The sequence below is a fragment of the Pedobacter sp. KLB.chiD genome (genome assembly GCF_047040275.1).
Taxonomy (GTDB): Bacteria; Bacteroidota; Bacteroidia; order Sphingobacteriales; family Sphingobacteriaceae; genus Pedobacter.
Window position 1 is genome coordinate 4828593 of the sequence record NZ_CP178207.1, and the last position, 23392, is coordinate 4851984.

Annotated in this window: 20 protein-coding genes; 9 read left to right on the top strand and 11 right to left on the bottom strand. The window is 38.9% G+C overall.

The window, feature by feature from the left end; translation table 11 throughout:
• The first annotated feature begins 50 nt into the window (after window positions 1-50).
• From rbfA to ACK1I8_RS19980, 5 genes are all read left to right on the top strand, one after another.
• Window positions 51-428, top strand: coding sequence for a 30S ribosome-binding factor RbfA (gene rbfA, locus ACK1I8_RS19960; RefSeq protein WP_412467026.1), 378 nt, complete (start codon window positions 51-53; stop codon window positions 426-428).
• 5 nt (window positions 429-433) lie between these two features.
• Window positions 434-1063: a PAQR family membrane homeostasis protein TrhA gene (gene trhA / locus ACK1I8_RS19965; RefSeq protein WP_412467027.1), complete on the top strand. Its 630-nt coding sequence runs from the start codon at window positions 434-436 to the stop codon at window positions 1061-1063.
• Between the two features lie 11 nt (window positions 1064-1074).
• Window positions 1075-1761 carry a peptidoglycan DD-metalloendopeptidase family protein gene (locus ACK1I8_RS19970; protein WP_412467028.1) on the top strand — a complete coding sequence of 229 codons (687 nt, stop codon included), beginning with the start codon at window positions 1075-1077 and terminating at the stop codon, window positions 1759-1761.
• Between the two features lie 397 nt (window positions 1762-2158).
• Complete coding sequence (locus tag ACK1I8_RS19975) at window positions 2159-2815, top strand: TonB family protein (protein WP_412467029.1); 657 nt, start codon at window positions 2159-2161, stop codon at window positions 2813-2815.
• The gene (locus tag ACK1I8_RS19980; RefSeq protein WP_412467030.1) at window positions 2815-3204 is read left to right on the top strand and encodes a hypothetical protein; all 390 of its coding nucleotides are present in this window, start codon (window positions 2815-2817) and stop codon (window positions 3202-3204) included. The genes ACK1I8_RS19975 and ACK1I8_RS19980 overlap by 1 nt, the downstream gene beginning before the upstream one ends.
• Here ACK1I8_RS19980 and ACK1I8_RS19985 read toward each other — a convergent pair.
• Window positions 3193-4065: a diacylglycerol/lipid kinase family protein gene (locus ACK1I8_RS19985; protein ID WP_412467031.1), complete on the bottom strand. Its 873-nt coding sequence runs from the start codon at window positions 4063-4065 to the stop codon at window positions 3193-3195. The genes ACK1I8_RS19980 and ACK1I8_RS19985 overlap by 12 nt on opposite strands.
• Window positions 4066-4122: 57 nt before the next feature.
• On the opposite strand from ACK1I8_RS19985, the gene ACK1I8_RS19990 reads away from it, so the two are divergent.
• On the top strand, window positions 4123-5097 hold the full coding sequence (locus tag ACK1I8_RS19990; protein ID WP_412467032.1) for an App1 family protein: 975 nt from the start codon (window positions 4123-4125) through the stop codon (window positions 5095-5097).
• A gap of 176 nt (window positions 5098-5273) precedes the next feature.
• Here ACK1I8_RS19990 and ACK1I8_RS19995 read toward each other — a convergent pair whose 3' ends face one another.
• Window positions 5274-5642, bottom strand: a complete 369-nt coding sequence (locus ACK1I8_RS19995) for a YccF domain-containing protein (protein ID WP_113949056.1) — start codon at window positions 5640-5642, stop codon at window positions 5274-5276.
• 106 nt (window positions 5643-5748) lie between these two features.
• On the opposite strand from ACK1I8_RS19995, the gene ACK1I8_RS20000 reads away from it, so the two are divergent.
• Complete coding sequence (locus ACK1I8_RS20000; protein ID WP_412467033.1) at window positions 5749-6102, top strand: hypothetical protein; 354 nt, start codon at window positions 5749-5751, stop codon at window positions 6100-6102.
• A gap of 60 nt (window positions 6103-6162) precedes the next feature.
• On the opposite strand, the gene ACK1I8_RS20005 is transcribed toward ACK1I8_RS20000, so the two are convergent.
• Both ACK1I8_RS20005 and ACK1I8_RS20010 read right to left on the bottom strand, forming a co-directional pair.
• Window positions 6163-7362: a DUF1501 domain-containing protein gene (locus ACK1I8_RS20005; RefSeq protein WP_412467034.1), complete on the bottom strand. Its 1200-nt coding sequence runs from the start codon at window positions 7360-7362 to the stop codon at window positions 6163-6165.
• Window positions 7363-7466: 104 nt separating this feature from the next.
• The gene (locus tag ACK1I8_RS20010) at window positions 7467-8909 is read right to left on the bottom strand and encodes a DUF1800 domain-containing protein (RefSeq protein ID WP_412467035.1); all 1443 of its coding nucleotides are present in this window, start codon (window positions 8907-8909) and stop codon (window positions 7467-7469) included.
• A gap of 73 nt (window positions 8910-8982) precedes the next feature.
• On the opposite strand from ACK1I8_RS20010, the gene aat reads away from it, so the two are divergent.
• The gene (gene aat / locus ACK1I8_RS20015) at window positions 8983-9615 is read left to right on the top strand and encodes a leucyl/phenylalanyl-tRNA--protein transferase (protein WP_412467036.1); all 633 of its coding nucleotides are present in this window, start codon (window positions 8983-8985) and stop codon (window positions 9613-9615) included.
• Window positions 9616-9868: 253 nt separating this feature from the next.
• Here aat and ACK1I8_RS20020 read toward each other — a convergent pair whose 3' ends face one another.
• The 7 genes from ACK1I8_RS20020 to dapF all read right to left on the bottom strand — a co-directional run bounded on the left by ACK1I8_RS20020 (window position 9869) and on the right by dapF (window position 21524).
• On the bottom strand, window positions 9869-10651 hold the full coding sequence (locus ACK1I8_RS20020) for a DUF1080 domain-containing protein (protein WP_412467037.1): 783 nt from the start codon (window positions 10649-10651) through the stop codon (window positions 9869-9871).
• Window positions 10652-10716: 65 nt separating this feature from the next.
• Window positions 10717-11034 carry a DUF2892 domain-containing protein gene (locus ACK1I8_RS20025; protein WP_412467038.1) on the bottom strand — a complete coding sequence of 106 codons (318 nt, stop codon included), beginning with the start codon at window positions 11032-11034 and terminating at the stop codon, window positions 10717-10719.
• Window positions 11035-11258: 224 nt separating this feature from the next.
• Complete coding sequence (locus ACK1I8_RS20030; RefSeq protein WP_412467039.1) at window positions 11259-14150, bottom strand: DEAD/DEAH box helicase; 2892 nt, start codon at window positions 14148-14150, stop codon at window positions 11259-11261.
• Window positions 14151-14517: 367 nt separating this feature from the next.
• The gene (locus tag ACK1I8_RS20035; RefSeq protein ID WP_412467040.1) at window positions 14518-15918 is read right to left on the bottom strand and encodes an efflux transporter outer membrane subunit; all 1401 of its coding nucleotides are present in this window, start codon (window positions 15916-15918) and stop codon (window positions 14518-14520) included.
• 10 nt (window positions 15919-15928) lie between these two features.
• Window positions 15929-19111: an efflux RND transporter permease subunit gene (locus ACK1I8_RS20040; protein WP_412467041.1), complete on the bottom strand. Its 3183-nt coding sequence runs from the start codon at window positions 19109-19111 to the stop codon at window positions 15929-15931.
• A gap of 48 nt (window positions 19112-19159) precedes the next feature.
• Window positions 19160-20329, bottom strand: a complete 1170-nt coding sequence (locus tag ACK1I8_RS20045) for an efflux RND transporter periplasmic adaptor subunit (protein ID WP_412467042.1) — start codon at window positions 20327-20329, stop codon at window positions 19160-19162.
• A gap of 412 nt (window positions 20330-20741) precedes the next feature.
• Window positions 20742-21524 carry a diaminopimelate epimerase gene (dapF, locus tag ACK1I8_RS20050; protein ID WP_412467043.1) on the bottom strand — a complete coding sequence of 261 codons (783 nt, stop codon included), beginning with the start codon at window positions 21522-21524 and terminating at the stop codon, window positions 20742-20744.
• Between the two features lie 311 nt (window positions 21525-21835).
• Here dapF and ACK1I8_RS20055 point away from each other — a divergent pair, with 311 nt between their 5' ends.
• Complete coding sequence (locus ACK1I8_RS20055; RefSeq protein ID WP_412467044.1) at window positions 21836-23386, top strand: trypsin-like peptidase domain-containing protein; 1551 nt, start codon at window positions 21836-21838, stop codon at window positions 23384-23386.
• The last annotated feature ends 6 nt before the right edge of the window (window positions 23387-23392 follow it).

Genomic DNA, 23392 nt, shown 5'->3' on the forward strand with positions numbered 1-23392 from the left:
TCCATGCATGGTCTGATAATTGGTAATTGATAATTGATAATTTTAATAATATGGAAAGTAAACGTCAGCAAAAATTTGCAGGAGTGTTACAAGAGGAGTTGGCACAGGTTTTTCAGCGTGAAGGTGCTGCATTTTTGCCTAATACATTGGTAACCATTACGCGTGTTCGGGTGTCACCGGATTTAGCTGTAGCGAAGGTTTATCTAAGTTTTTTGAATACCAATAACACCACACTTTCTATCAACACCGTTAATGCACATGCCGGAGAGATCAGGTATAAACTGGGCAGCCGTATCCGTCATCAGGTAAGGGTGGTTCCAGAACTTACTTTCTTTGTGGATGATACCAATGAGTATGTAGAACGTATGGATCATCTTTTTGAGAAGATTGCCAAAGAGCCCAGACAAAAAGACGAAGACAGCGAATAATTTTAGTGAGGAAGCTAAGGGAACCCGTTAATTTCTTCACACACTTTATACCGGCATTGGCAGCAATTCCGGCAGGATACTTTTTGTTTCAAAAATGCAATACACCTGTTGAATATACTGCTGCATTAATTTACAGTATGGGAACTTTTGTTCTCTTTGCGGTAAGTGCCATGTACCATGGCTATCCGGCAACAGCATATGGAATTCGTTTTTGGCAAAAATTTGATCATTGCTGCATTTATCTTATGATTGCCGGCTCGTACAGCCCCACGGCCTTACTGGTTTTTGATGGCTGGCTGCGCTGGAGCCTGTTTGCCATGGTATGGATTATCGCAATTATAGGCTGCCTGCTCAAAATTTTTAACCGTTTAAAAAGCACAGCTATATCTTTAGCCATCTATATTTTAATGGGCTGTTTAATTGTGCCTTTACTTCAGAAAATGTTTAATTCCCTGCCGTTTGGAGCCATTTTCTGGTTGCTTTTTGGTGGTGTTTTTTACATTGGAGGCACTTACTATTACGCAAAAGACAAACAATTGTTTAGGTGGATGCATAGTCATGAACTCTGGCATTTATTTGTAATTGGCGGAGCATTATCGCACTATATTTACAATTATGTTTATATTTTTAAATAAACCGTCATTTGATGCATATTCTTGAGCAGATAATTGAAAAAAACTATAGCTTAATCCATCATGTTGTGGATTTTAATCTGAAACATGACCGGCTTGTAGATCTTGATTTTACCGCTACAAACACTGAACTCACTGATGAAATTTTAGGTAATATTGACGGATTTTCGACTTGGATTGATGAAAAGCTTAGCTCAAACCAAGCTCGTTACGGGATTGGAGGCTACAATGAACACCGCACCATATATTCACGCAGTACACATTTTGACGCTGGTAAAGAACCGCGCAGGCTGCATTTGGGAGTAGATATCTGGGGAGCGGCAGGTACACCAATTTACAATTTTTACGATGCAAACGTTCATAGCTTTGCCAATAACAACAACTTTGGCGATTATGGTGCAACCATTATTCTGGCTTATGATATTGCTGGGTATAAATTCCATGTGCTTTATGGCCACCTGAATTTAGCTTCTTTAACTCATCTGGAGGAGGGAATGCCAATAAAAGCAGGTGCAAAATTTGCAGAACTGGGTAATCAAGAAGAAAACGGTTGCTGGCCGCCGCACCTTCATTTTCAGCTTATCGAAGATATGCAGGGATCAAAAGGCGATTATCCCGGTGTATGTAAGTTTAGCGAAAGAGAAAAATATCTAACCAATTGTCCTGATCCAGACATCATTTTGAAAGCTACTTTTTCTTAACCCAAAGGTTTTTCTGTGTTTTCCGTGCCTCCATGGCAAATATGATGTTAAAAGTTTACCACAGATAAAACAGAGGGAGGGCAATATGGCTAAATGAGATTTATTTATAATTGCATCAATCCCCAAATTAACCGGTAACCGCGCAGATACACCTAACAACAGAAAACTTATGGATAATCGTGGTGCCATAGGCTTTAAGATTAGCTTCGCTGAGCACTTCGTGGTTCCCGCATGCGCGGGAATGACGACCTTTCTTTTCAACCTATTATAGATTTCTATCTCTAAGTTCGGGATGGCGGGAATGTAATATCATTCCGTGTTTAAAGCTTCCTTTGTAAAAAACGTTTACTCCTTTGCTAAAACTTTGTGTTCTCTGCTATTAAAACCGTAAATTAGTATGATGAAATGCCTTTCCACCATTTGCTTGTTTTTCTACTGCTCGCTGGCCATGGCCCAGGTTCAGTTTAAATCCGGTAAAAATGGTTTTACGAACTTCTTAACGCAAAATACCATCTATCCACAGTTCTCTAAAGATAATTGTATCCAGGGAACAGTGAACATCAGTTTTAAGCTTAATGCTCAAGGGAAGGTTTATTTCTCGAAAGTGAGCAAAGGAATATTGTCTGACCTGGACGAAGAAGCACTGCGTTTAATCAGAATGAGTAGCGGTAAATGGCAGGTTCCTGCGGGTTATGATACAACTGTTTCGATCGTTGCTCCGGTTAATTTCAAGCTTTCGGGTTATAATTGTGAAGGAAAATCGAGTGAAGCCATTCAAGAAGCCATTCGCAACTATCAGGCTGAAGAAGCACTCACCAATTCGGTGATTAATTTCTATAAAAACATTGATCAGGCCAAACCCGGACAGGAAGCTCAGATTATAGGAATCAAAAATCAACTGGGCATAGATGACGAATACCTCGATGATCGCATTCAAATGGCCTTGAAAAAATTAAAGCAGGGTGATAAACAGGGTGCCTGTGAAGATTTTAATTTTGTCAAATATATGGGTAGCAAAAAAGCAGATGATTATTTAGCAAAGTATTGTAGGTAATGAAAAACACGAGCCGATTTTTTGCTTTACTGGATCTGATTAGTATTGTTTTATTAGCCAGACAATTTTGGCAGATTTTAACGCATTTAAATGAAATTCCCGATCAGATCCTTTCGCAGGCAAAAGTAATTTTATTATTGCCTTTATTTGTATCCTTATTTATTTCTGCAATCGGTTTAATCTTATTTAAGAAATTTGGCTTTATTGCCTATTACATTCAATTTCCTTTCCGTTTGATGGTATGGGTATTTTCCATCGGTTTTATCACTTTTTTACCAGAAATGTTAAACCTTGGCGAAAGGTGGTTTGATATCCTGTTCCGGATCTGTTTTATTGCTGAATTTTTCAGATTGTATTTTACGATTAAAATTCATCGTTCAGTCTTCTAATGCCTCAGGTAAAACCACTGTTATGGCTGCAGGAAGAATTTTTGCTTCAACCGTATTTACCTTTCCAATATACTCTCCATCTACCTGGAAGTGCGCTTTGTGTTTCGAAGAAATCTTGACTTCAGCAGTTTGAAACACCTCTATCTTTTTCGGGTTAAAAGGTAATTTCGTGATCCATATCTTTATGATTTCCAGATAGGAATAATCCTTTACCAAAACCACTTCAAAAAGATCATCATTTAATTTTCCGTCAGGATTGATCTTTAATCCGGTTCCATACATGGTGGCATTGGCAACGGCTACCATAGCTGCTTTAGAGGTAATGGTTTTATCTTTAAGTTTCAACTGTACATCCACTCTTTTATGGTTCCACAGGGCATGCCAGGTAGCTTTCGCATAGCCCCACATACCGCGTTGCGGCAGGGTATCAAACTTCTTTACCAGGTAGGCATTAAAGCCTAAATCAGATAAATGAATGCAGATCTCGTCATTAAGTTTAACCACATGGATTTTTTGCAAATGGCCTTCATCTAAAATGTCTAAAGCCTGTTCAATATCAGTGGGTATGCCTAATTCTTTTGCCATCCCATTAGCCGAACCGGCAGGAACTATGCCGATAGGCGTTTCGGTGTCCAGTAAACATTCTGCTACCAGTTTTAAGGTTCCATCGCCACCAACGGCTACTACCCGGTCTGTCTTCGAACTTTTAATCCTCTCCTTAATTTTATCTAAAGAGCAATCTTCGGGTAATTCAAAAAGATCAATTTCAGTATTTTTTGAGTTGAAATGGGTAGAAATTACTTCCTTTAAGTTAGTATCACGGCTGCCTGAACCTGGATTGATGACGAATAATAATTTCATGTTTACCTGATGGAGTTTATCAACAAACAACTTTTAATAAACTCTGTTTTAACATAGATGAATAAATCTGTTAGTGTTAAAGTATATCACGGTTATGGCCATGCGCACAATCTGGTTGTTTATGGACATGTTTTTAAACGCAAGGCGAAAACACGACAGGTTTACAGTAACAATCTGTTTGTGAATATTATCCATCTGCTAAAGCTCTTTATTCTCAAACCTTATGCTTTTGTTGAGGTGCGTTTACAATTCTTTGATCAGATTATTTACAATAAAACGGAAAGAGATGGCTTTTTTAAGTTCGAATGGGAGGCTCAACATGAAGTTCCGGCAGGCTGGCATGATGTTAAAGTGGAAGCTATCGATCAGCACGGATCTGTTTTGAATATTGGAGAGGGTAGGGTATATGTACCACACATTACCCAGTATGCTTTTATCTCAGATGTGGATGATACGGTGATGGTTTCCCATTCGGCAACTATTGGCAAAAGGTTGAGAGAGTTATTCATTAAAAATCCACGTACCCGCAAAACCTTTTCTGATACTGCCAGCCACTATCGGCAATTGGCCCTTTCGCATACGGAGGCAAATCAACCTAACCCCTTTTTTTATGTAAGCAGCAGTGAATGGAATCTTTACGATTATTTAGTGGAAACTTTTAGGTTTAATGAACTGCCTGATGGTGCCTTTCTTTTAAATACACTTAAAAGATGGAAGGATTTAATTAAAACGGGAAAAACAGGCCATGAAGGCAAATTATTAAGGGTAATGCGGATCTTAGATACCTTTCCCAATCAAAAGTTCGTGTTTTTTGGTGATAATTCGCAGCAGGACCCAAAAATTTATAGCTCAATAGTAGAAAAATACCCGCAAAATATTGAAGCGGTTTATATCCGCAATATCAGTCCTGAAAAAGAGGTAGAAACCAAAACATTGCTCAAGAAAGTAAAAGATAAAGGAGTAGAAGCCTGTTTATTTAAAGATAGTGAAGAGGCGATAGCGCATTCTAAATCGATAGGATTGATTGTATAGATGATCTGGTCTATTCTTGAATTTGTATAGCTTAACTTAATACCATGCTGAAAATATCATAGGAACAGTTGCCGTCCTTTCGACTGAAGCGAAGCGGAATGGAGAAATCTATGGAAGAACTTTATGTTACAGATTTCTCTGCTACGGTCGAAATGACGGATTTATATATGATAATATCAGGAAATTGATTTTCCGAAAGGGGTAAAGGCCAGGTTCATCAGTTTAAAATGCTGGCGACCGAACGGAATGCCTATGATCGTAATGCAAAGCAGGATACCAAAAAATAAATGTGTTAAGGCAATCCAGAAACCACCACAGAAAATCCAGATTAAATTCATAATGGTAGACAAGCAGCCGGTATTTGAGGAAGTATCGGTGATTTTAACGCCAAAAGGTGCTAAGCCAACAATGGCAAATTTAAAACATTGAATACCAAAAGGAATCCCCACAATGGTGAGGCAAAGGATTAATCCTCCGATGATGTATTCGAAGAAAATAAAAATCCCGCCAAAAATAATCCAGATTATATTGCCTAAAAAGTTCATGTTGCTTTTTAGGTTAAGATTTAACATTGGGTATTTTGTTACAGATCATCTATGCATTCTATTTGGAATCTTTGTAATTTAGAATTACACACAAAAGAAACAGCATATGAAAAAATTAACCCTGGCAGTGGCAATGGCCGCCTGCTTCTGGCTATCTGATGCCAAAGCCCAAAATGTAAACGGCACGAAATTGACCGATATCCATGTAGATTATATTCAAATTCGTTCGATAAAAAGCTTTTTAGCTGATAAACAATGGATTGCGCTTGAATATGGGCAAAAAACAGGTGATTATAGTGAACTATATATTAGGGATGATGATGATAAAAAACTTGAATTTAATTCGGCGATTGATGGTGTAAACAAGATGAAAAACTATGGATATGAATTGTTTAGCGTTTACACCGAGCAGATTGATAAAGATACCAACCGACCAGTATATGTTTTAAAAAAGAAATAGATCATAATGAAGTCAAGTTTCATAGCAGGTTGGTTATTAAACTTGACTTCTTGGTGATACCTAAATAAAATCCAGTGTATTAAACTTTTTATTCAGGATTTCCGCATTGTTTACATCGAGCCACTTATCTAAAATGGTACCGTAAACCTGCCTGAAATCCAACTGGTATTTTAAATCTCCGCTGTCTAAATCACTCAGGTTAGGGGCAGCATTGAAGATTCCCTGTTTCTTCAATTTCCCGCCAAAAACAAACATATTATTTGCTGTTCCATGATCGGTACCGTTACTGGCATTTTGCTCTACCCTACGGCCAAATTCAGAGAAGGTAATTACTAAAGTATCTTCAAGCTTGTTGTTCGATTTTAAATCTTTTAAAAATGCAGCCATGCCCTCGCTATATTGTTTAAGCAGGTTACCTTGTTGGCCAGTCTGATTCACATGGGTATCAAAACCGCTTAACGATACATAATAAACCCTCGTTTTCAATCCCGAAGAAATAAATTTGGAAACCGTTTTTAACTGATTGGCAAAGCCCGAATTTGGGTAAGTAAATTTAGACTGATAAACTTTGGAAGTATTCTGTATATAATTGGCTGATGACGAAGTTTCGATCATAGTTTTATACAAATAACCCAAATTATCTTCATCTAAATGTTCCTTATCATTCTGTAACATGGCTTTAAAAAACGGATCATTGGTATTGCGGAACAAAGCTGCAGGATCTTTTAATGCAATTCCTTTTTTGGTCTGACCTTTCATGGCCAGAGAAAGTGAGTCGTCAACTTCTATCGCGGTATAGGGGAATTTGCAGGTTTGGCAATTGCTGTCTAAATAGCGGCCAATCCATCCGGTTGATAAAAATTGATTACTATCACTACCGGTTTGCCAGATATCCATCGATCGGAAGTGCGAACGGTCTGGATTCGGATAGCCAACATCATTAATAATAGTCATCCAGCCTTGATCATAAATTTCCTGCAGGGCAGCCATGTTCGGGTTTAATCCCTGCACATCATTCAGTTTAATTACTTCTTCGGGTTTAATGGCAATACTATTTCGTTTTTGATAGTAAATATCGTTTCCAAAAGGAACAACCGTATTAAGCCCGTCATTTCCGCCAGAAAGCTGTACAACAACCAGATTTTTATAGAGGCTTAATTCATCGAGCGCCATGGCCTCAAGTGGTTTCATAAAGGCAGGAACAAATAGCGAACCTGCTGCAACAAACCCTGTATTTCTTAAAAAATTTCTTCTGTTCATGGTGTAAAGTTTTTTTGTTGATGGCTTATAGTTTTTTGTTGATGGTTCATGGCTTGGGTGTTTAGCTAAGTGGCTGTGAGCCATGAGCGATCAAACCATTTTATCTAACACAACTGATACTCAGGCATGCTGGTAATTTCTACTGCTGTACTTCGCAAGCCTTTATTATCGCTAACCATCTTGGTTATTTTGGTATTTAGTTTTGGTTGTAATAAAAACTCGGTAAGTTCCAACGGTGTTAATCCTTTTGGTAAAGTGCTTAAAAATTTGGGCCAGTTTGCATTCGCATTGACGTACGATTTTGGTTTTGTATTGGCATTTGCATTACTTGTAGCCGTTCTGCTTAAAGCGATTACGGCTTCATCTTCAGGATCGGCTTTGCCGCTAAAGTCAATTTCTCCATCATTTAGCACAAGCGAAGGAATCCGCATTCTTAACATTAACGATGAGCTGTCAATCCAGCTTTGTCCGCCAGGCCAGCCTGCAACATTTGGTGGGTTAAATAAATATTGGCCCAAACTGCTCTGTAACTGTATTAAAACCTGTGGCTTGTTATAGGTAACATAAAACTCCCGGCTTAAACCCACTAAAAACTCGGCTGGCGATTTAATTTTTGTGCCTACATTTTCCGGGCTATAAAACCAATCCGATGTAAACATTTTTTTCATCATGGAAGCGATGTCGTATTTCGAATTGTAAAAATGTGTGGCCAGTTCTTTAACATGTGCCTCATTTGGATTATCATTAACGAAGAATTTATATACTTTCCAGGCTATAAATTGTGCGGTTTCAGGCTTTTCGAGAATAATATCAATAATATTTTCGCCTTCAAAATTTCCTATTTTACCGAAAAAGGTTTTTGTTCCGGCATCGTGCTGGTTTTGCCTGAAAATAAAGGAACCATCTTTGTCATACATCCAGCCTGTAAACGAGCGGGCAGATTCTTTAATGTCCTGCTCGGTATAATTTCCCCTCCCCAAAGTAAAGAGCTCCATGAGTTCCCGGGCGAAATTTTCATTTGGTTTACCTTTTTTATTCTGCTGGTTATTCAGATATTGCAGCATTGCAGGCGATTTAGATACCTCAACCAATAAGGTTTTAAAGCTGCCTAAGGCATTTGCTCTTTGAATATTGTTTAGTTGTTGCGCAAAAAAAGGATTGTTACTGCGACAGGCAAAATGGCCATGCCAAAAGAGTGTCATCTTTTCCCTCAGCGGGGCATCAGTATTAATCATTTTGGTAATGAATGCGATGTTCAGGTCGCGGCTCACCTCATTTTGTTCACGGATAATCTGCTGCCGCATTTTCTTTTCATCATCAGTAAGATTTTTTTTTGAATATAAACCGGCCTGCACCAAAAGCTGCCGTTTTGATTCATAATCATTTACCAAGTTAATTGGATCGTCTTTCTGGGAATATTTAAGCAAATTATCTACTACTTTATCTAATTTTTTCCTGCTTAATTTTTGTAAGTCGGCATAGGAAATTCCGAAGCCCGCCCGGTTATAAAGATGTTTTACGTTTAAAAAATTATCTTTGGTGTTCATAATGGACTGTTTTACAGTATGACTTATTTAAAACCTCAGGGTTTAATCTTTCTTTTCTTTCTTATTTTTGATCATGTTTTTTCAGCTACTAGATGACCACCCGGGCTTTCCTGATCCGGCTTTGGCAGAAGAGGATGGTTTGTTAGCCATTGGGGGCGATTTAAGTACGGAGCGGTTACTGATTGCCTATGCAAATGGTATATTTCCATGGTTTAGTGAAGGTGAACCGATTCTCTGGTATTCGCCACATGAGCGCTGTGTGATTTATCCTGATCAAATCAAGATCAGTAAAAGCATGAAGAAAATATTAAAGCAGGAGGTTTTTAAAATTACTATTAACCAGGCTTTTGCCCGGGTTATCCAAAACTGCGCCACTACCACAAGGAAAGGGCAGGATGGCACATGGATTACCAGTGAAATGCAAGATGCTTATACCGAACTCCATAACCAGGGTTATGCACACAGTATAGAGGTTTGGCAGGAAGATAAATTGGTTGGCGGCTTATATGGTTTAAAGGTTAACCGTGTCTTTTGTGGTGAAAGTATGTTTAGCCATGTAAGTAATGCCTCCAAGGCAGCATTAATTTTTTTAAGTAACCTGAATATCGATCTGATCGATTGCCAGTTACCAAACGATCATTTAATGAGTTTAGGCGCCGAAATGATCAGTAGGGAGCTGTATATGGAAATGCTCCAAACTTCTTAAAACTGCAACATTCAACTTTTGCTGTTTAAAATGTATAATGATCAGCCAGGTTATTTATAACAAAACCTGCAAGCTTTTGGCCGGCAGGTTCTTTATTGTTTTTTTCGAAATTATCATTCGTTATCGTCCCCGTCTGCAAAGAGGATGTAAGAGATTCACATTTTTAATGTGACATAATTCCCTTAAGTTATACAATCGCAATTCTGATCGATGCCCAGGTTACAGACAAGGTTCACGTCTTGTTATGTTGAAATTATAATTCTCTTACCCATATGTTTCTGAAACTAATGGCAGGGCTTGGATCACCATGATCTTGTAGTTTTATAGAGGCCGGGCCATGTTTTTTATACTCGGGAGCACCGATGTACCTGGTTGCACCCTTCAATATAAATCCGTTCTGCAGAAGTACACCATTCAAAAACAAGGTAACACTCGCTGGTTTTAGTAAGCTTCCGTCTTCGTTGAAACGTGGTGCGTTCCAAATGATATCGTAATATTGCCATTCGCCGGGTTTTTTGTTGGCATTAGCTAATGGAATGGCTTGCTTATAAACACTCCCTGTTTGTCCGTTCACATAGGTTTTGTTGTTATAAACGTCTAAAATCTGGATTTCATAACCATCATCACCGCCTCCTGTTGAAGCCAAAAATACCCCACTGTTTCCACGTGCCTGACCTTCACCAGAAATGTTTTCTGGTATTTTCCATTCCAGATGCAGTTGGTAATCAGTAAACTTTTTATTTGTTTCGATATTCCCCGTCCCTTTTTTTACGGTAAAAAAGCCATCATCAATCGTCCATTCAGCAGGCTTGGATGGGTCTTTAACAGAATGCCATGCATCTAAATTTCTTCCACCAAAAAGAATAATAGCATCAGATGGTGCATCCTGAGGCAATTTGCCTGGTGTAACAATTTTAGGAACAGGTTGCCAAACTTCAGTTGTTTTGGGGTCATTGGCAGGATCTGGTTTCTTATCTTGTGCCATAGCTTGCCCGGCAAAAAGTGCGGGGATAAATAATAGTGTGTACTTGTTCATGATTGTGGTTTAACTTTTTAAAGTTAACCAGTTTATTAAGAAATGGAAATTTAGTATTTAAAATTTTACCCTAAATCGTCAACAACATAGGTTTCAGTAATCACTACTTCATCAGGAGCTACATCTTCTTTTCGTTGCTCTGCCAGATCGCGCATTGGACAATAGCCTGTAATACCGCGGTAAAGTAGTCCTGCACCAATGGCAGCACCGGTTAAACCAATTACAGGATGCGAAAAAATGCTGGTGATGCCCTTAAAAAGTAAATATGTACCTGCAGCGCCGGATAACCAACGCTCTGATTTTGAAACATTTTCGAATAACTCCGGATATTTCCATGCCTCTTTAACATTGTTAACAGCAGTATTAAAATCTTGATTTGTCATAATGATAGAATTTATGTTCAATTGTATAACAACCAAGTAGAGAATGAGTTTGAAAAGAATTTAAATGTGGCTATTCTCTATGGAATCGTCTTGCTGAACTTCTGCCAGGCCGCCCGGAGGGCTGTTCGGCATCTTATTGGTGATCAAGAGCCTGAAATAATTTACTTCCAAAATTCAATTTGTTCATATAGGCTATATCAATCAATGACTGTAAATACTTTATATTAATTCAAAATATCTCTGATATCCTCTTTGCTCAACGATTTAAAGAAGCTTTCTTCAGTAGTGATTAATGAACTGGCTAAAGATTTTTTGCGGTTCTGCAGAGCCAGGATCTTTTCTTCAACAGTATCTTTTGCAATAAATTTATAGATAAAAACCTTTTTATCCTGACCAATCCGATGCGTTCTGTCAATAGCCTGTTGTTCTACTGCAGGGTTCCACCATGGATCCAGGATAAAAACATAATCGGCTTGAGTTAAATTTAACCCAACGCCACCAGCTTTGATTGAGATTAAGAAAACTTTCAGCTCGGTATTCTGTTGAAATTCAGAAACGATCTCACCACGGTTACGGGTTGAGCCATCCAAATAAGCAAATGGTATATGCTCTGCTTCAAAATGTTTTCTGAAGATATCCAGGTGTTTTACGAATTGTGAAAAAACCAAAACCTTATGTCCGCCCTTAAGCACATTATCCAATGTATGGATTACATTTTCAAATTTACCCGAATCAGACATGTAATCAGCATCAATCATTACGGGGTGGTTGGCCAGCTGACGTAAAGCAGTTAATCCCTGTAAAAGCTGAACCTGTTTCTGTGCGAAGGTTCCATCATCCATACTTTGCAATAAATCGTTGCGGTAAGCTGATTTGGTTTTTTCGTAATAGGCGGCCTGGTCTTCGCTCATATCGCAATAAATTACCTGCTCTGTTTTTGGCGGTAATTCTGCAGCTACCTGTTCTTTTGTCCTTCTGAGTACAAAAGGTTTAATAATAGATTGCAGCTTACGCGCTTTTTCTTCGTCTTTTTTCTTTTCTATTGCCTGCACATATTCTTCATAAAAAAATGCCTGCGTACCCAATAACCCAGGATTTAAGAAAGTCAATTGAGACCATAAATCACTAACCGAATTTTCTACCGGTGTACCGCTCAGAATCAGTTTGTGTTTCGATTTTAAGCTCCTGACGGCTTTAAACGATTTTGATGTGGGGTTTTTAATGTTCTGACTTTCATCCAGAATGATATAATTGAAATAGAAATTTTTCAATTCGTCTATATCTACGCGGGTTACGCCATAGGTGGTAATGATAATATCATAATTGGCAAAATTGGCTACGTCTTTATTTCGGTTGGTGCCCGTATGTGCCAGTATTTTAAGCTTTGGTGTAAATTTTTTAGCCTCTGTTAACCAGTTATAAATTAAAGAAGTAGGCATGATGATGAGAGAGGTGATTTGCGTTTCACGCAATTGATCCTCTTCCTTCACTTTTTGCAGCATGGCCAGTGTTTGGATGGTTTTACCCAAACCCATGTCGTCAGCTAAACAACCACCAAAGTTGTATTCGCGTAAAAAACTAAACCAGTTATAGCCGGCTTTCTGGTAATCGCGTAAACTGCCTTTAAAATGCACCGGCATTTGTGTATCGGCAATATTTTCAAAGTCTGATAGCCGTTGAAGCTTACGCTCAAGGGTAACGTTTGCCAAGCTATCTTCGGCCAGATCGTTGATTAAACCAATATGGTGTTTTTTTAATTTGAGCGTTTGGCCGGCTTCTGCAAGACTGAACAGACTGCCATATTGGCTAAACCACTTTTCGGGAATAATGGCTACTTCCCCATCAGGCAATAAAAATTCGCGCTTTTTATGTAAAATATGCTGTTTTAAAGCTAGAAAAGGGATTTGATATTTACCAAACCAAACCACGGCATGAATATCGAACCAATCATTTCCTTCTTTAACCTCCAGGTCGATTTTACTCGCCCCGAATACGAATTTTTTCTGCCCTGTAGCCTGTTCAAGTTCAAAACCAGATGCCTGTAAGATTTCGATATGCTCGTTAACCCAATTTATAGCTCCATAACTTGGATTTTCTTCTTCCGAAGCTACTTCCAGGTTACTGAATAAAGAACTTGTTTTTTTTAAACCTAATGAGAGCAGGAGATTGAATTGTTTTTTTTCCCAGTCTGCAGAACGTTTAATGCGGTGGAAAATATAGTTATCGGCTGTTTTTTCTAAACGTACGGTAACTTTATGTGCGTTTTCTACCGGGAATGTATATTCTCCATACTTAAAATAGAGCTGAATCTGAGAGAGGCCGCCGTCAACATATAAAACTTTAATAACCGGTATAGCCTCAAACTGTTCGGTCCTAATCTCGAAGCCTTCAGCATATACGTGGTGTTTTTCTATTAAGGGTGCAACAAATTTTTCAAAATAAGTGGCTTCTGTTGTTTTAGGTATGGCAATAAAACGCTTATTCAAAAAAGGTTGTAATTTTTTACCTTCAATATCCTGATCAAAAAAGTATAACACATCGTTTAGCAATAACCAGGCAGGCTTGTTGCTAATAATCTGTGCTTCTTTAAACATAAATTCGATGCGCAGGTTTTGATATTTAATGGTTGGAAAATAACGTGTTTCCATTTCGTTTCTCCGGAAATGGAAAAGGATAGATGCAGGCTCGTGAGCAAGTTCTATTTTTCGCTCTACAGGCCAGCCGTCTTTGTCCATTACATAAAGCTCATTTTTAACCTTTAATATTTCTAAAGCTTCGGCAAGTTTCTTTTCAATTTTAGGACGAACATTTTCATAAAACTTATCGTCGAAAATTTTGGTAAAGAATTCAGTAGGCCTGATTAATTTTTTATAATATTTTTTAATCAGCGAATCCTGTTCGATATCATCCAGAATCTTGATCAGCTTATAATCAATATCACTTAAACAGGCATTAAATTCTTCAGCGGTATGTGTGAAAATTCGTTGATAGGTAAAGGAGAAATCTCCCTGAGGATTGAGCTGAACTACGTGTGGTTCAATTAAATAGCCCAGATACTCATGTTTGCACAATGAGTACACCACTTTACAGGCTTTAGAGCTATCGACACGTAACATTGATTGGTTTAAAATTTTTATAAGCTAAGCGCTTAAAAAACTCTAAACTTACAATATTTTGCGGTTACATCAAAAAAACTGGCATTTTTTGGGTAAAAAATATATGGATTTTTAATCTGCATAAAAAAATTAACGTTGATGCAGCAGTTTAATGTGTTATGATCCCGCAAAATAACATATCTTATTTAAAATATCCTTCGCTGCGCTCAGGAAGATACATTAAAAAAACATATAGTCATCTAATGTTTATGGGGCAAAAATAACAAATGCCCTTCGGCTTCGCTTGGAGTGACAAATCTCCCATTAATTAAGTACAAAAAAGGCATCCTGAAATCAGAATGCCTATATGGTGCTTGTTAGTTATTGTTTATTTCCAGCCGCCACCCAATGCACGGTAGAGATTTACCACCGATTGCAATTTTTGTAACCGGTCGTTAATGCTGTTCAATTGTGCGGTTAACAAACTCTGTTCTGAAGTTAATACATCAGTGTAGTTTGTTGCCGAGCTGTAGCGCAACAATTCTTTGGTAAAATCTACTGCTTTGGTTAACGAGGCAATTTGTTTTGCCCTTGTCTCCTCTTTCTCTGCAGCAGTTTGGTAGGCATACAAGGCATTTGACACTTCCTGTCCACCTGTTAAAAGCGTTTGTTGAAAGTTGTAAAAGGCAATCTGTTGATTGGCTTCTGCAGTTTTCAGGCGGGCTTTGTTTGCGCCCCTGGCAAAAATTGGCTGTGTCAAACCGCCCACTAAATTATAGAAGATAGATTTACTAAAGAAATCCTGTAATTGTAAGCTTGATAATCCACCTGCCGCGGTAATGGTAAAAGCAGGATAAAAATAAGCTTTCGCTACGTTTGTATTTTCGAAAGCCGACCTAAAACCATATTCAGCGGCAATTACATCAGGACGGTTTTTTAACAGTTGTGCTGAAATCCCTGTTTGTAAATTCGCATAAGGAGTCTGTTGATCTAAAGTGGTGCGGTTAATGGCATCCGGTGCTTTTGCTACCAGTACACTTAATGCATTTTCAGCCTCTTTAATACTTCTTTTTAAATCAGGCAAAGTTACCTGTGCAGCATATAAATTGGCTTCACTTTGCACAACCGCCGCACCATTTACCACAGCGCCTTGTTTCAATTCTTTCATGGTTTCCACGTCCTGCGCCCTCACCTTAATGGTTTGTTCAGTAATGGCCAATTGTTTATCAAGAGCCAATAAAGTATAATAGTTATTGGCGATGGTAGCGATTAATTGGGTCTGTACGGCCCTTTTTGCGGCATCAGTTTGTAATAAAGTGGCATACGCACCGCGTTTTGCGCTTGTTAATTTTCCCCAGATATCGGCTTCCCAACTGGTACTCAGCTGTGCTTTATAGGTTTGGGTTTCTAAATTTATATTGATCCCAGGAGGAAAGTTTAACGAAGCCTGCGACTGCTTATTGTCGGTTACATTTACATCAGCCTGTAAGCTTGGTAATAAAGCCCCACGACTTTGTATTAAAGTTGCTTCGGCAATTTTGATTCGTTCAATGGCCTGTTTCAGGTCTAAATTTTCATTTATCCCTTGTTGGATCAGCGATTGCAATGTAGTATCCGAAAACAATGTTCTCCACTGTAGATCGGCCATCGTAGTCGTATCTGTTGTATTATTATCCCGGTACAAACCTTCGCTTTTTACCTGAGGGCGTTCGTATTTTTTAGTTACACAGGCACTCAGGGCAACAATGACTAAACCGATTAAAAGGGAATGTTTATATCTAAAATTCATTTTCTTAATATTAATGTTTGCTGTTCGCAGTAGCCAATTCGTATTCCTCTTGCGTTTGTTCATGGTCGATACCTTCGTTAAAAGGTGATTTATTGCTGATCCGCTCCTGCAAAGACTGGAATATGATAAACAGGGCAGGAATAACGAAAATCCCAAATATCGTTCCGATCAACATACCACCTACAGCGCCTGTACCAATTGAGGTGTTACCTGCAGCCCCAACACCTGATGAAAGCATCAACGGTAATAAACCAAGGATAAAGGCAAAAGAGGTCATTAAAATCGGTCGTAAACGTGCTGTTGCACCATCAATTGCGGCATTAGCGATACTCATGCCTTTTCGTCTTCTATCTACTGCATATTCTACAATCAAAATCGCATTTTTAGCTAAAAGTCCCACAAGCATGATCAGCGTAATCTGCGTATAAATGTTATTGTCTACTCCGAAAATTTTATCGAAAACGAATACACCTGCCAAACCAACCGGTAAGGAGAATAAAACCGCTAACGGTAAAATATAACTTTCATATTGTGCAGCGAGCAGGAAGTAAACAAAGATTACACAAAGTAAAAAGATGAAAACCGTCTGGCTTCCGCCCGCCATCTCCTCACGTGATAAACCTGAGAATTCGTAACCGTAACCTGCCGGAAGATTTTTCGCGGCCTCTTCCTGAACAGCTTTTAACGCATCACCCGAGCTGTAACCTGCATTTGGGTTACCCGTTACCGAAATTGATGTAAATAAGTTGAAACGTGAAATGGCCTGCGGTCCGTATACTTTGGTTAATGTGATAAACTCTGATACTGGTGCCATCTGCCCTGAAGAGGTTCTGACAAAAATGCGGGTTAAGGTTTGCTCATTAGCGCGATACTGCGCATCAGCCTGGTACATTACCCTAAACTGTTTACCAAATTTGTTAAAGTTTGAAGCATAAACACCACCATAATAACCCTGCATTACACCTAATACATCACTAACATTCAGGCCCGCCTGTTTAACCTTTGCCACGTTTACATCAATCTGATATTGTGGGAAATTTGGATTAAATGAAGTGGAGGCATATTGAATCTCAGGACGTTTACTCAATGCTGCCAAGAATGCATTTCCAATTTCATTGAATTTTTTAATGTCACCGCCGGTTTTATCCTGTAACTGGAACTCAAAACCACCACTCGTACCAAAACCCTGAATAGTTGGCGGTGCAAAGAAAATAATCTTAGCCCCTTTAATACCTGCTGTTTTGGCAAATAATTCGCCGATGATTGCTTTTACATCACGGCCTTTACGTTCATCCCATGGGGTTAAACGTGAAATTACCATACCGTAAGAACTACCCGAACCACTGATCATACTGCGGCCCACTACCCTTAAAGTATTTTTAATTTCAGGTATCTGATGTGCAATACTATCAATCTTGGTAATAATAACGCCTGTTTCTTCCTGAGAAGTTCCTGCCGGTAAGGAGATATCGCTCATAATGGTTCCCAAATCCTCATTTGGCACGAAACCTTTGGGCGTAGTATTCATTGTCCAAACCAATAGTCCAGCGAAAAAAACAATTATCAAACCAACGATCCATTTTTTTCCGGAAAGAAAACTTACAGATTTTTTATATTTTCCGGTTACGGCATCGAAGGAGGTATTAAAGGCATCGTAAAAACGCTGTAAAAAATTTTTAGATTTTTGGTGTTCTTCTTTATGCGGTTTTAAGAACAAAGCGCATAATGCCGGACTTAAAGTTAAGGCATTAACAGCTGATAAAATGATCGAAATGGCCAGCGTTAAGCCAAATTGTTTATAAAACACGCCTGAAGATCCGGAGATAAAACTCACCGGGATAAATACGGCAGCCATTACTAAAGTGATGGAGATAATCGCTCCGCTAATGTCGTCCATGGCATCTATAGTTGCCTTTTTGGCATCGGTATAACCTTCATCCAGTTTGGCGTGAACGGCCTCCACTACCACAATGGCATCATCTACCACAATACCAATAGCGAGTACCAGGGCGAACAAGGTGAGCAGGTTGATGGTGAAACCAAATAGACTTAAGAAAAAGAAGGTTCCGATAATGGCCACCGGCACACTGATTGCCGGAATCAAGGTCGACCGGAAATCCTGTAAGAAGATAAATACCACCAAGAATACCAGAATAAATGCTTCAATTAAGGTATGAAGCACCTTTTCAATCGATGCATCCAGAAAGTCGTTTACGTTAACCAAAGTGGAGTAATGTACCCCTTTTGGGAAAGATTTTTGCGCTTCATCCAAAGTTTTGATGGAGTTTTCGATTACTTCTTTCGCATTTGAACCCGCGGTTTGATTAATCGCAATACCCAAAGCCTGTTTTCCGTTAAATTTAACAGAACTGGCATAACTTTGCGCACCTAATTCTATTCTCGCGATATCTTTCAATCGAAGAATCTGGCCGTTATCCGTAGTGCGGATAATGATATTGCCAAACTGAGCCTCGTCTTTCAACCTACCTGTATATTTCAGGGTATATTGAAATGCCTGATTACCCAACTCTCCAAACTGACCAGGAGCGGCCTCCACGTTCTGATCGGCAAGGGCTACACTAATATCGTTAGGCACGAGACCATAAGTAGCCATTACATCAGGTTTCAACCAGATCCGCATGGTATAATCCAACGTTCCGAAGGCACTCGCATCACCAACCCCGTTGATCCGTTTAATCTGTGGAATGATATTGATGTTGGCATAATTTTGCAAAAACTTCTGATCATAGGAAGGATCGTCGCTATATAGGCCAAAGATCAGTACGTTACTCGCCTGTCTTTTCGCGGTAATTACCCCCGATTTAGTTACTTCAGCAGGTAGTAAACTGGTTGCACGGGCAACCCTGTTCTGTACGTTAACCGCTGCAAGATCGGGATTGGTACCCAGTTTGAAGTTTACGGTAATGGTTGCAGAACCATCGTTGCTGGCACTGGAAGTCATGTAGGTCATGTCTTCCACACCATTTATCTGCTCTTCCAGCGGAACAACTACGCTGTTCATCACCACATCAGCATTGGCACCCTGGTATGAAGTAGAAACCTGCACCGTTGGAGGAGCAATTTCAGGGTATTGTGAAACCGGTAACGTAGCTAAACCTAAAACACCGAGTATCACGATGATGATGGATATAACCGTTGACAAAACCGGTCTTTCTATAAATTTCTTGAACATAATTGATATTGATTACACTATAAAAGTGTGATAAGCAACATGATATTGTTATTTCTTGATCTCAGCATAAACTGAATCGGCACTTTTTTCTTCAGGTTTGATTTTAGTCCCATCTTTTAATGATTGGAAACCCTCCAAAACAATTTTATCCCCACTTTTAAGGCCTTTGGTTACGACATAGAACTTGCCCTTGGCGAGATCCATAATCTCAATTTCAGTGTTAATTACCTTGGCCGAATCGCCTAAAACATAAACGAATTTTTTGCCCTGTAAATCGATCGTTGATTTTTGTGGAATTAAAATGGCATTCTCGATGTGCTGAGGAACTCTTACCGAAGCACTGGCACCATTTTTTAATAGATAAGTAGGATTAGGGAAGGTGGCCCTTAAACTCGCAGAACCAGTACTGGTATTAATCTGTCCGTTGATGGATTCGATTTTGCCATTTTGTGCGTAAACGGTTCCATCCGCAAGTATCAAACTTACCGCCGGGATGTTTTTCATTTGCTGGGCCAAAGTATTTCCTTTATAATTTTTAGAAAAATCTAAAAGTTGTTTCTCGTTTAAAGAGAAGTAAGCATAAACTTTTGATGTATTGGAAACTGTTGTTAAGGGTTGGGTACTGGTACTGCTCACTAAGCTTCCATTTCTGAAAGGAATACTGCCAACCACACCATCAACCGGGCTTTTTATCGAGGTATATCCCAGGTTAACCTGTGCATTTACCAGTTCGGCTTTGGCCTGTGCCAATGCTGCTTTTCTGCTTTGCAATGTTAATTGAGCAGCATCAAGATCGTATTTACTGATAATGTCTTTTTCAACAAGGGGCCTGGTTTTATTTACGGTTAACTGGGCGGCATTAACATCTGCTTCTGCGCTAGTTATAGCCGCTCTCGCAGTACGTACCTGTTGTTCGTACTGAGGTGCATTGATGGTGAAAAGTAACTGGCCTTTTTTAACCACAGCACCCTCATCCACGAAAATCTTCTCAATAAAGCCGTCAACTTTTGGGCGGATGTCTATATTTTGGATGCCTTCAATTGTTGCTGGATAATCAGAATCTAACGTGGTATTTTGTGTGTTTACGGTAAAAACCGGATAGGTTTGTGGACCAGCTGCTGCCGCAGCTGCTGCTTTTTTAGCATCGTCATTGTTCCCGCAGGACGCCAGGAGCATACCGATGCTCACGCTAAAAAAGAGAGTTGTAACTTTTCTCATGGACTATTTATGTGTGTGTATAATTTGAATTTCCGGAATTAAGAGCGTCTTCAAAATTTAGGACTTCGATTCCGCAATAATTGTCCAAAAATAGAGCCTAACCAAAAATAAATCTGTCCAAATTCTGTCATTTAATCAATCGATTGATTTATTTTAGGTGTGGAAAAGTTGGTTCCTTTATTTAAAAGGTTATGAATTAGCTCTTTAAATGAATTTTTCAGCTAAAAATGAGTGTGTAAATATCTTGAGACAGATGTTAAAAGCTGTTAAAATTGCTTGTTATAAAGCACTTTTTTTATAGTTAATTCTGTTTATTTTAGTAAACAAAAAGTATTATGGGTGTATGTTTTACACGAGACAATTTGATTGCGACCCCGAAAGATTTTGAAAAACTGCAGGGTTTACAAAAAGATTAGCCTACTTCCCCTTCGAAAACCAATTTGGCTGGTCCACATAAAAATACATTGATAAATGTATTACCGTCGTAGTCAAATTCTACTTTAATATCGCCGCCCAAAACCTTAATATCGGTTTTGATATGACCGGTTTGGTTTTTATGTTTGGCCATAGCCATGGCAACCGCTGTTACGCCGGTACCACAAGCATAGGTTTCGTCTTCAACACCGCGCTCGTAAGTGCGTACAAATAAATGATCGCCCTTATCTTCAACAAAATTTACATTTATCCCCTTTGCTGCATAGGTAGAATTGTAGCGGATATTTTTTCCTTCTGTAAAAACGTCAAAATCTTTTAAATTACTTTGTAGGGCAACGTAATGTGGCGAGCCAGTATTCAATATGTAAGCTACACCGTCTTTGGTAATGGTTTCAACATCAATCATTTGTAGATCGATCCATTCTCCGTTTTCGGAAATTCTGGCATAATGTGGGCCATCTACTGCCAAAAAGTTTGTTTCCCGATCAATAATGCCGAGTTGTTTGGCAAAAGCGACAATGCATCTTCCACCATTTCCGCACATGCTCCCGGGCTGACCATCTGCATTAAAATAATGCATTTCAAAATCATAATTCTCATGTTTGGTTAAAAACATTAATCCATCGGCACCAATGCCAAATCTTCTATGGCATAATTTTTCAACTAATTGATTGTCAATATCTTTTAGTGTTTTTTTGGTATGGTCTATTAAAATAAAATCGTTGCCTGCGCCCTGGTATTTAAAGAAATTAATTTTCATGAAAGCTTCATTTTCTAGTGCAATATTTGAGATGCGAAAAGCTATTTATTGATTTGTGTTTTTTGATTTAACATTTTTTAACACAAAACTAAGTGCTTTGAGGATACAAATATCGTTTATATGGTATTAAATTTGAATAAACTTACTAAAGAAAATTTAAGCAGACGAGAACTGCTGGAGCATCCTGCTTAAACCAAAAATAAAAACGCTCCTGCAAACAATAACATTTAGTAACGATATTATAAGCTAAACCATTAGCTAGCAAATTAGTTTATAATAATCGGAGCCATTAAAAAACAATATACATACACATGAAAAAAATATTAGGAATTAGCGTGTTAGCTGCTTTTATAGGTGGGGCAGCAGCGATTGGGGGTTATAAGCTATTTGAGCATAATCAAACCGGCAGTACGATTACTGAAAAACAGAATTTGTATTTTGCCAATAATCCACTCAAAGTATCATCAGCAGGTACTGCAGATTTTACCCAGGCAGCCGCAGCAGTGGCACCGGGTGTAGTACATATTAAAACAACTTACGCTGCACAGAGTGGCGGAGGCAGAAGTTCTTCACCGTTTGATATGATGGAAGATTTCTTTGGTGGCGGTGGCCGTCAGATGCAGCGTATGCCGAGAGCCGCATCTGGTTCTGGTGTAATCATCAGTCAGGATGGGTATATCGTAACCAACAACCACGTGGTAGAAAATGCGGAGAAAGTTGAGGTGGTTTTAACAGACAGGCGTAAGGTAGAGGCAAAAATAATTGGCCGAGATCCGAATACCGATTTAGCATTAATCAAAGTAAATGCGACAGGTTTACCTGTAGTAAAAATGGGTAATTCAGATAATGTACAGGTTGGAGAATGGGTATTGGCTGTTGGTTTTCCGTTAGATTTAAATACAACGGTAACAGCGGGTATTGTAAGTGCAAAAAACCGTAGCATCGGTATCATTGGCCGTGAGCAACAGGGTAATGAAATTACAGAAGAAGAATATCGTGAATACCAACGCACCGGTAAGCGACCAGATCGTCCGGCAAATACCAGTATAGAGTCATTTATCCAGACAGATGCCGCCATTAACCCAGGTAACAGTGGGGGTGCACTTGTAAACGCTAATGGCGAATTGGTAGGTATTAACTCTGCAATCGCATCACAAAGCGGATACAACCAGGGATATGGATTTGCAATCCCGGTTAACCTGGCCCGCAAAATTGTAGACGATTTTATGAAGTATGGCTCGGTTAAACGTGGTTATATCGGAGTTAACTTCGTACCTTTAAGTGGTGAAGAAAAACCTGAAGGTATTAAAACCAATGAAATCAGTGGTTTGTATGTGAGTGATGTTGTTGCTGGCGGCGGTGCTGCTGCGGCTGGGATCAAAGCAGGCGACGTTATTAAAAAAGTTGATGGTGTAGTGATTAACGATTCGCCTGATCTTCAGGAAAGAGTAGGTCGCTTAAATCCTGGCGATAAAGTTAAATTAACCGTGTTGAGAGATGGCGCGCTTAAAGATTATACCGTAACGTTAAAAGGAGAAGCCAGTGTTGGCCTTACGGCAAAAAATGCTGCAGGCAAAAGCATAGAGGTTTCTAAACTAGGTGCAACTTTTGTTCCGGCTACTCAAGCCCAGAAATCGAAATATGGCATTAACAGTGGTGTGGTGGTAACATCAGTTACTACGGGTAAAGCTTTCGATAATATTGGGATAGAAAAAGGTTTAATTATCACCAAAGTAAACGGACAACCCGTAAATTCTGTGGCTGATGTTCAAAAAGCATTGCCTTTAGGCAGAAACAATATGGTAAGTATTTCTGGTGTTAGTGAACAAGGATCGTATAACTACAGTTTCCCTGCACAGTAATTAGTG

Excerpts from the sequence above, each read along its gene's own strand:
- rbfA (WP_412467026.1), top strand. The coding sequence starts at position 51 with ATGGAAAGTAAACGTCAGCAAAAATTTGCAGGAGTGTTACAAGAGGAG.
- ACK1I8_RS19970 (WP_412467028.1), top strand. The coding sequence starts at position 1,075 with ATGCATATTCTTGAGCAGATAATTGAAAAAAACTATAGCTTAATCCAT.
- ACK1I8_RS19975 (WP_412467029.1), top strand. The coding sequence starts at position 2,159 with ATGATGAAATGCCTTTCCACCATTTGCTTGTTTTTCTACTGCTCGCTG.
- ACK1I8_RS19980 (WP_412467030.1), top strand. The coding sequence starts at position 2,815 with ATGAAAAACACGAGCCGATTTTTTGCTTTACTGGATCTGATTAGTATT.
- ACK1I8_RS19985 (WP_412467031.1), bottom strand. The coding sequence starts at position 4,065 with ATGAAATTATTATTCGTCATCAATCCAGGTTCAGGCAGCCGTGATACT.
- ACK1I8_RS19990 (WP_412467032.1), top strand. The coding sequence starts at position 4,123 with ATGAATAAATCTGTTAGTGTTAAAGTATATCACGGTTATGGCCATGCG.
- ACK1I8_RS19995 (WP_113949056.1), bottom strand. The coding sequence starts at position 5,642 with ATGAACTTTTTAGGCAATATAATCTGGATTATTTTTGGCGGGATTTTT.
- ACK1I8_RS20000 (WP_412467033.1), top strand. The coding sequence starts at position 5,749 with ATGAAAAAATTAACCCTGGCAGTGGCAATGGCCGCCTGCTTCTGGCTA.
- ACK1I8_RS20005 (WP_412467034.1), bottom strand. The coding sequence starts at position 7,362 with ATGAACAGAAGAAATTTTTTAAGAAATACAGGGTTTGTTGCAGCAGGT.
- ACK1I8_RS20010 (WP_412467035.1), bottom strand. The coding sequence starts at position 8,909 with ATGAACACCAAAGATAATTTTTTAAACGTAAAACATCTTTATAACCGG.
- aat (WP_412467036.1), top strand. The coding sequence starts at position 8,983 with ATGTTTTTTCAGCTACTAGATGACCACCCGGGCTTTCCTGATCCGGCT.
- ACK1I8_RS20020 (WP_412467037.1), bottom strand. The coding sequence starts at position 10,651 with ATGAACAAGTACACACTATTATTTATCCCCGCACTTTTTGCCGGGCAA.
- ACK1I8_RS20025 (WP_412467038.1), bottom strand. The coding sequence starts at position 11,034 with ATGACAAATCAAGATTTTAATACTGCTGTTAACAATGTTAAAGAGGCA.
- ACK1I8_RS20030 (WP_412467039.1), bottom strand. The coding sequence starts at position 14,150 with ATGTTACGTGTCGATAGCTCTAAAGCCTGTAAAGTGGTGTACTCATTG.
- ACK1I8_RS20035 (WP_412467040.1), bottom strand. The coding sequence starts at position 15,918 with ATGAATTTTAGATATAAACATTCCCTTTTAATCGGTTTAGTCATTGTT.
- ACK1I8_RS20040 (WP_412467041.1), bottom strand. The coding sequence starts at position 19,111 with ATGTTCAAGAAATTTATAGAAAGACCGGTTTTGTCAACGGTTATATCC.
- ACK1I8_RS20045 (WP_412467042.1), bottom strand. The coding sequence starts at position 20,329 with ATGAGAAAAGTTACAACTCTCTTTTTTAGCGTGAGCATCGGTATGCTC.
- dapF (WP_412467043.1), bottom strand. The coding sequence starts at position 21,524 with ATGAAAATTAATTTCTTTAAATACCAGGGCGCAGGCAACGATTTTATT.
- ACK1I8_RS20055 (WP_412467044.1), top strand. The coding sequence starts at position 21,836 with ATGAAAAAAATATTAGGAATTAGCGTGTTAGCTGCTTTTATAGGTGGG.